The following is an 8468-nucleotide window of genomic DNA, read 5'->3' on the forward strand; positions in this document are numbered from 1 at the left end:
ATGGACATGTCACACTGCACGCATACTTCGGCGCGTGGGGAGGCGTGGCGTGAGTGAGCGGCGTGCCGCGCCCACCGTGGGGCAGGTGGTGCTCGGGAAGCGGCTGCAGGAGTTGCGGGAGACGGCCGGGCTGAGCCGGGACGAGGCGGCGCGGGTGCTGCGCGTGACCTCGGCGACCGTACGGCGGATGGAGACGGCCGACGTCGCGCTCAAGATCCCTTACGTGCAGATGCTGTTGAGCGCCTACGGCGTGCCCGAGGACGACGCGTCGGCGTTCGTGGCGCTCACCGAGGAGGCGAACCGGCCCGGCTGGTGGCAGCGGTTCCACGAGGTGCTGCCGGACTGGTTCAGCATGCACGTCAGCCTGGAGGGCGCGGCCCGCATGATCCGGTCGTACGAGCCGCACTTCGTGCCCGGGCTGCTGCAGACCGAGGAGTACGCGCGGGCGGTCCTGGAGGCCGGGACGGTCGGGGAGGCGGGCCCGGGGGCGGTCGAGGGACATGTGTCGCTGCGGATGGCCCGGCAGAAGCTGCTCTCGCGCGAACATCCCCCGCGTCTGTGGGTGGTCATGGACGAGACGGTGCTCAGGCGTCCGGTGAGCATCCGCGGCGCCGTCATGCGCGACCAGCTGGACCGGCTGCTGGAGGCCGCCGACAGCGACCACGTCACGCTCCAGGTCGCCGAGTACGCGCAGGGCCCGCACCCGGCGACGTACGCGCCCTTCTGCCTGTTCCGCTTCGCGGAGCCCGAACTGCCCGACATGGTCGTCAGCGAGTACCTGACCGGTGCGCTCTACCTCGACTCGCGCGCCGAGGTGGCCATGCACCTGGAAGTGCTCGACCACCTGACGGCCCGTGCCGCGTCCGCGCACGACACCAAGAAGATCCTCCGGAAGTACCGCGAGGACTGCCACGTCTAGGAGCATGTGCATGACCGAACGGGAAGCAGCGCCCGCCATCGACACCAGCCGGCCCCACCCCGCCCGGGTCTACGACTGGTGGCTGGGCGGCAAGGACAACTACCCCATCGACGAGGAGCTCGCGCGCCGGATCCTCGCCGTGGACGGCTCCGTGCTGCGCGGGGCGCGCGCCAACCGCCGGTTCATGCACCGTGCCGTCCGCACGGTCGCCGAGGCCGGGATCCGGCAGTTCCTGGACATCGGGACGGGCATCCCCACCGAACCCAACCTGCACCAGGTGGCGCAGGACGTCGCGCCCGAGTGCAAGGTCGTGTACGCGGACAACGACCCGATCGTCCTGCGGCACGCCCAGGCGCTGCTGCAGGGGTCCGCCGAGGGCCGCACCGACTATGTGCACGCCGACGTCCGCGACCCCGACACCATCCTGCGGCTGGCCGCCGAGTCCCTGGACTTCGCCGAGCCGGTCGCCCTGTCGCTGGTGGCGCTGACCCACTACCTGGACGACGGCGTCCACGACCTGCTCCGCACGTACGTCGACGTGCTCGCGCCCGGCAGCTACCTGATCCTGTCGCAGGTCACCGCGGACCTCAGCCCGGAGGCCATCGAGAAGGCCGCCGAGAACTTCCGGCGCAGCGGCACCCCCTTCCACCCCCGGTCGGTCACCGAGTTCACGCGCTTCTTCGACGGCCTGGAGCTGCTCGGGCCCGGCGTCATCCCCGTCTTCGGCTGGCGGCCGGAGCCGGTGGACGTGGCGGCCCAGCTGGAGGGCATCGTGCCCGTGTACGCGGGCGTGGCCCGCAAGGCCTGACCCGGACGGGTGCCGTGAACGGGTGCGCTCCCGCACCCGCCCGTAGGTTCGACCCACGGGCAAGCAAGGGAGCGCACCGTGGCCGACACCCCGGCACCCCCCAGCGAACCGGGCGCCGCCCTGCTCCGCGCCGGAAGGTTCTTCCGGCCCGGCACACCGGCGCCCGACCTGCACAGCATCGGCCTCACCGGCGGGCGCGAGGCGGACGCGTTCTACCGCGACCGCTGGAGCCACGACAAGGTCGTGAACTCCACGCACGGAGTGAACTGCACGGGCTCCTGCCGCTGGAAGGTGTACGTCAAGGACGGCATCATCACCTGGGAGACCCAGCAGACGGACTACCCGTCGGTGGGCCCCGATCGTCCCGAGTACGAGCCCCGCGGCTGCCCGCGCGGGGCGGCTTTCTCCTGGTACACGTACTCGCCGACCCGGGTCCGCTACCCGTACATCAGGGGCGTGCTCCTGGAGATGTACCGGGAGGCGCGCAACCGGCTCGGCGACCCGGTGCTCGCCTGGGCGGACCTGCAGAGCGACCCGGAGCGGCGGCGCCGCTACCAGCAGGCGCGCGGCAAGGGCGGACTGGTGCGGGCGAGCTGGGACGAGGCGGTCGAGATCGTCGCGGCGGCCCATGTCCACACCATCAAGGCGTACGGCCCCGACCGGATCGCGGGCTTCTCGCCCATCCCGGCGATGTCGATGGTGTCGCACGCCGCAGGGGCGCGCTTCCACTCGCTCATCGGCGCCCCGATGCTCTCCTTCTACGACTGGTACGCGGACCTTCCGGTCGCCTCACCGCAGGTCTTCGGCGACCAGACCGACGTGCCGGAGTCGGGCGACTGGTGGGACGCCGCGTATCTGATGATGTGGGGCTCCAACGTCCCGGTGACCCGCACCCCCGACGCGCACTGGATGGCCGAGGCCCGCTACCGCGGCCAGAAGGTCGTGGTCGTCGCCCCCGACTACGCCGACAACGCCAAGTTCGCCGACGAGTGGCTGCATCCGCACCCGGGCACGGACGGCGCGCTGGCCCTGGCGATGGGGCACGTGATCCTCAAGGAGTTCTTCGTCGACCGCGAGACCCCGTTCTTCGCGGACTACGTGCGCAGGTTCACCGACCTGCCGTTCCTGGTGACCCTCACAGAGCGGGACGGCGCGTACGTCCCGGCCAAGTTCCTGCGCGCCTCCGATCTCGGCCAGGGCGGCGAGGGCGCGGAGTGGAAGACGGTCGTGCTGGACTCCGCGACCGGCCGCCCGGTCGTCCCCAACGGCTCGCTGGGCTTCCGCTGGACCGAGTCGGGCAAGGGCAGGTGGAACCTCGAACTCGACGCCGTACAACCGCGGTTGAGCCTGTACGGCAGCGACGGCGCCGCCGGGGTGGAGGTGCTCCTGCCGCGCTTCGACACGGAGGGCGGGGAGCACGGGCAGGGGCGCGGCGACATCCTGCGACGTGGGGTTCCGGCGACGCGTCCGGGCGGGGCGGACGGCCCGCTGGTGACGACCGTCTTCGATCTGCTGCTCGCGCAGTACGGCGTGGGACGCGGCGGACTCCCGGGGCAGTGGCCCGCCTCCTACGACGACGCCGAGGCGCCCGGCACGCCCGCCTGGCAGCAGGTGCACACCTCCGTCCCCGCGGCCGCGTGCACGAAGATCGCCCGGGAGTTCGCGCGGACGGCGGAGAAGTCGCGGGGCCGCTGCATGATCCTGATGGGCGCCGGGACCAACCACTGGTTCCACTCCGAGACGATCTACCGCGCCTTCCTGGCCCTGCTTCAGCTCACCGGCTGCCAGGGCCGCAACGGCGGGGGCTGGGCGCACTACGTCGGGCAGGAGAAGTGCCGCCCGGTCACCGGCTGGGCGACGCTCGCGGGCGCCGGCGACTGGAGCCGGCCGCCACGGCAGATGATCGGCACCGCGTACTGGTTCCTCAACACCGACCAGTGGCGCTACGACCGCTTCGCCGCCGACGTGCTCGCCTCCCCGCTGGGCGAGGGCCGCTTCGCGGGCATGACGGGCGCGGACTGTCTGGCCCTGTCGGCGCGGACGGGGTGGATGCCGTCGTATCCGACGTTCGACCGCAACCCCCTGGACCTGGGCGAGGCGTTCGGCGACCCCGTCGCCAAGGTGGTGGCCGAACTCCGGGCGGGGACACTGAAGTTCGCGTGCGAGGACCCGGACGCACCGGAGAACTGGCCACGGGTGCTGACCCTGTGGCGGGCCAATCTGCTTGGCTCCTCGGCGAAGGGGGCGGAGTACTTCACCAAGCATCTCCTCGGCACCCACTCGTCGCTGCGCGCCGAGGAGGCGGAGCCCGAGGTGCGCCCGCGCGACGTGACCTGGCGGGAGGAGGCGCCCGAGGGCAAGCTCGACCTGCTGCTGTCGCTGGACTTCCGGCAGACCTCCTCGACGCTGCTGTCGGACGTCGTCCTGCCGGCCGCCACCTGGTACGAGAAGCACGATCTGTCGACCACGGACATGCACCCCTACGTGCACTCCTTCACCCCGGCCGTCGATCCGCCGTGGCAGGCACGCACCGACTTCGACACCTTCAAGGCGCTGGCCGAGCGGCTGAGCGAACTCGCCGTCGGGCACCTCGGGGTCCGCAAGGACCTCGTCGCCACCGCCCTGCAGCACGACACTCCGGGCGAGATCGCGCAGCCCGGCGGTGTCGTCCTGGACTGGAAGCGGGGCGACTGCGCGCCCGTGCCCGGCACAACGCTGCCGAACCTGACGGTGGTCGAGCGGGACTACACGGCGATCGGGGCGAAGTTCGCGGCGCTCGGTCCGCTGGTGGAAAAGCTCGGGCTGCCCGCCAAGGGGATCGCGCTGCGGCCCGACGTGGAGGTCGATTCCCTCCGTGAGCGCAACGGTGCGGTGCGCGGCGGTCCCGCCGACGGGCGTCCGGCGCTCGACACCGCGGTGAAGGCCGCCAACACCATCCTCGCCCTGTCGGGCACCACCAACGGGCGCCTGGCGACGCAGGGCTTCCGCACCCTGGAGGAGCGCACCGGGCAGGAGATGGCCCACCTGGCCGCCGAGCACGAGGGCAAGCTGGTCACGTACGCGGACACGCAGGCCGCGCCGGTGCCGGTGATCACCTCTCCGGAGTGGTCGGGCAGCGAGTCGGGCGGGCGCCGCTACACCGCGTTCACCCTCAACACCGAGCACCTCAAGCCCTGGCACACGCTCACCGGGCGCCAGCACTTCTTCCTCGACCACGACTGGATCCATGAACTGGGCGAGGCGCTGCCCGTCTACCGGCCGCCGCTCGACATGAACAGACTCTTCGGCGAACCGCGCCTCGGACCGGACGGGCAACGGGAGGTGACGGTCCGTTACCTGACCCCGCACAACAAGTGGTCCATCCACTCCGAGTACCAGGACAACCTGTTCATGCTCTCGCTGTCCCGCGGCGGGCAGAACATCTGGATGTCCCCCGAGGACGCGGACGCCATCAAGGTGAGGGACAACGACTGGATCGAGGCGGTCAACCGCAACGGCGTGGTGGTCGCCCGGGCGGTCGTCTCGCACCGGATGCCCGCGGGCACGGTCTACATGCACCACGCCCAGGAGCGCACGGTGAGCGTCCCGAAGGCGGAGACGACCGGAATGCGCGGCGGCATCCACAACTCGCTGACCCGGCTCATCCTCAAACCGTCCCATCTCATCGGCGGCTACGCCCAGTTGTCGTGGGCGTTCAACTACCTGGGCCCGACGGGCAACCAGCGCGACGAGGTGACGGTCATCCGCCGCCGCTCGCAGGAGGTGGAGTACTGATGCGCCCGATGGCCCAGATCGCCATGGTCATGAACCTCGACAAATGCATCGGCTGCCATACCTGTTCGGTGACCTGCAAGCAGGCGTGGACCAACCGCAGCGGCATGGAGTACGTCTGGTTCAACAACGTCGAGACCCGGCCCGGCCAGGGCTATCCGCGCCGCTACGAGGACCAGGAGAAATGGCGCGGCGGCTGGGAGCTGAACAAGCGGGGTGCCCTGAAGCTCAAGGGCGGCGGGCGCTTCCGCAAGCTCGCCGGGATCTTCTCCAACCCCGAGCTGCCGGAGATCAAGGACTACTACGAGCCCTGGACGTACGACTACAAGAACCTCACCGACGCCCCGCTCGGCGACGACTTCCCGGTGGCACGACCCGTCTCGCAGCTCACCGGAAAGCCGATGAAGATCGAGTGGTCCTCGAACTGGGACGACAACCTGGCGGGCGCCCCCGAGCACGGCGACCTCGACCCCATGGTCGAGCGAACGCGCAGACAGGCCGCCGACAAGGTGAAGTTCGCGTTCGAGCAGACCTTCATGTTCTATCTGCCGCGGATCTGCGAGCACTGCCTCAACCCGGCGTGCGTGGCGTCCTGCCCCTCCGGCGCGATGTACAAGCGGGCCGAGGACGGCATTGTGCTGGTCGACCAGGACGCCTGCCGCGGCTGGCGGATGTGCGTGACCGGATGCCCGTACAAGAAGGTCTACTTCAACCACCGCACCGGCAAGGCCGAGAAGTGCACGCTGTGCTATCCACGCCTGGAGGTGGGCCTGCCCACCGTCTGCTCGGAGACCTGCGTGGGCCGGCTGCGCTATCTCGGTGTCATCCTCTACGACGCCGACAAGGTGACCGCGGCCGCCGCCACACCCGGTGAACAGGACCTGTACGAGGCACAGTTGGGCGTCTTCCTCGACCCCGACGACCACGCCGTCCAGCGGGCGGCCGAGGAGGCCGGGATCCCGCACGACTGGATGGAGGCGGCACGCCGCTCCCCCGTGCACGCGCTGATCAGCAAGTACAAGGTGGCGCTGCCGCTGCATCCCGAGTACCGCACGATGCCCATGGTCTGGTACATCCCGCCGCTGTCGCCGGTGGTGGACGCGCTGACGGAGACCGGGTTCGACGGCGAGGACGCGGAGAACCTGTTCGGCGCGATCGACGCCCTGCGCATTCCGCTGGAGTACCTGGCGGAGCTGTTCACCGCGGGTGACGTGGAGCCGGTCCGCGACTGTCTCACCAAGCTCGCCGCGATGCGCTCCCACATGCGGGCGATCAACCTCGGCGATCCGCCCGACCCGGCGATCGCGTCCTCGGTCGGCATGGACGCCGCGGAGGTCGAGGCGATGTACCGGCTGCTGGCCATCGCCAAGTACGAGGACCGGTACGTGATTCCGACGGCCGCCGTCGGCGACGCCCGGCGACTGGAGGAGTCCGCGCTGCCCGACGAGTGCAGCCTCGACCACGAAGGCGGGCCCGGCATGGGCGGCGACGGGCCCTTCGGCCAGGACTCGGGGCGCCGACAGCTGCCGTTGGTGTCCGTCGAGACCTTTCACGCACTGCGCGAGCGCCAGACGAAGGAGAACGGCTGATGCACCCCGACGTCCTCTTCCAGGCCGCCGCGCACTGCCTCGGCTACCCGGACGAGGAGTTCCGCGCCCGCCTGCCCCTGCTGCGCCGAGCAGCCCCGGAACTGCGGGAGTTCCTCGACCACGCGGACGCGCAGAAACCGTCGGACCTCGCCGCGCACTACGTCCAGGTCTTCGACTTCAAGAACCGGCACAGCCTCTATCTGAGCTGGTGGCGCGACGGCGACACCCGGCGCCGCGGGATGGCGCTGGTCCGCTTCAAGGAGGTGTACCGGGCGCACGGCCTGGAGTTCACCGGCGAGGAGCTGCCGGACTTCCTGCCGGCCGTCCTGGAGTTCTGCGCGCAGAGCGGCGACCAAAGCCTCCTGCTGGAGCACCGCGGCGGCCTCGAACTGCTGCGGCTCGCGCTGACCGACTTCAAGACGCCGTACGCCGGCGTCCTGGACGTGGTGTGCGGGGCGTTGCCCGGCCCGTCCCCGAAGGACCGCGCCGAGGCACTGGCGCTGGCCCGCAGCGGCCCGCCCCGTGAGGACGTGGGCCTGGAACCCTTCGCCCTGACGGGAGACCGGCCGTGAGCACAATGCTGTGGGGCGCCCTGCCGTACGTCGCCCTCGCCCTGCTCGTCGCGGGCCTCGTGTGGCGCCGCCGCTACGACAAGTTCGGGTGGACCACCCGCTCCTCGCAGATCTACGAGTCGAGGCTGCTGAACATCGCCTCGCCCGCCTTCCACTACGGCCTCCTCTTCGTGCTCGCAGGCCACCTGGTCGGCCTGTTCGTCCCCGAGTCGTGGACCCGCTCCCTCGGTGTCGGCGAGCACGCCTACCATCTGCTGTCGCTGTACGGCGGCACGGCGGCCGGTGTCCTCACGGTGCTCGGCATCGGGCTGCTCGTCTACCGCAGGCGGACCAACTCGCCGGTCTTCCGGGCGACGACGGTCAACGACAAGCTCATGTACGTGGTGCTCGTGGGCGCGATCGTGATGGGCATGGTCGCCAAGCTCACACACGCCTCCGGTGACGGCTACAACTACCGTGACTCCATCGCCCCTTGGGCCCGCAGCCTCTTTCGGCTCAGTCCGAGGACGGAGCTGATGGACGGCGTGCCCGTGCTCTACCAGGTGCACATGGTGATCGGCATGGCGCTGATCGCGCTGGTGCCGTACACGCGTCTGGTGCACATGTTCAGCGCGCCCGTGCAGTACCTGTTCCGGCCGTACGTGGTCTACCGCAGCCACGACCCGAAGCAGCTCGGGCCGCGGCCGGAACGGCGCGGCTGGGAACGGACCGGGTCCTAGGGGGTGTTTTGAAAGTCCTGTGCGGTGCCCGCGGTGTTCGGTGCGTGCCCTCGGCGTGCCGGACGAAGGCCCTCGTACTGGACGTACTTG

The 8468-nt window shown here is 70.6% G+C and carries 6 protein-coding genes; all 6 read left to right on the top strand.

Annotation, left to right across the window (positions count from 1 at the left end; genetic code table 11):
• Positions 1 to 49: 49 nt before the first annotated feature.
• The 6 genes from ABZS97_RS17095 (at position 50) to narI (ending at position 8378) form a co-directional block, all read left to right on the top strand.
• Complete coding sequence (locus ABZS97_RS17095; RefSeq protein WP_356138458.1) at positions 50 to 919, top strand: helix-turn-helix transcriptional regulator; 870 nt, start codon at positions 50 to 52, stop codon at positions 917 to 919.
• A 10-nt stretch (positions 920 to 929) separates the two neighbouring features.
• Positions 930 to 1727, top strand: a complete 798-nt coding sequence (locus ABZS97_RS17100; RefSeq protein ID WP_356138460.1) for an SAM-dependent methyltransferase — start codon at positions 930 to 932, stop codon at positions 1725 to 1727.
• Positions 1728 to 1805: 78 nt separating this feature from the next.
• Positions 1806 to 5501, top strand: coding sequence for a nitrate reductase subunit alpha (locus tag ABZS97_RS17105; RefSeq protein WP_356138462.1), 3696 nt, complete (start codon positions 1806 to 1808; stop codon positions 5499 to 5501).
• Positions 5501 to 7087 carry a nitrate reductase subunit beta gene (gene narH, locus ABZS97_RS17110; RefSeq protein ID WP_356138464.1) on the top strand — a complete coding sequence of 529 codons (1587 nt, stop codon included), beginning with the start codon at positions 5501 to 5503 and terminating at the stop codon, positions 7085 to 7087. The genes ABZS97_RS17105 and narH overlap by 1 nt, the downstream gene beginning before the upstream one ends.
• Entirely contained in the window at positions 7087 to 7659 is a 573-nt protein-coding gene (gene narJ / locus ABZS97_RS17115; protein WP_356138466.1) for a nitrate reductase molybdenum cofactor assembly chaperone, read from the top strand. The genes narH and narJ overlap by 1 nt, the downstream gene beginning before the upstream one ends.
• Complete coding sequence (narI, locus tag ABZS97_RS17120) at positions 7656 to 8378, top strand: respiratory nitrate reductase subunit gamma (RefSeq protein WP_356138468.1); 723 nt, start codon at positions 7656 to 7658, stop codon at positions 8376 to 8378. Before narJ ends, narI begins: the two co-directional genes overlap by 4 nt.
• The last annotated feature ends 90 nt before the right edge of the window (positions 8379 to 8468 follow it).

The organism is Streptomyces sp. NPDC005485, from assembly GCF_040606085.1.
Taxonomy (GTDB): domain Bacteria; phylum Actinomycetota; class Actinomycetes; order Streptomycetales; family Streptomycetaceae; genus Streptomyces.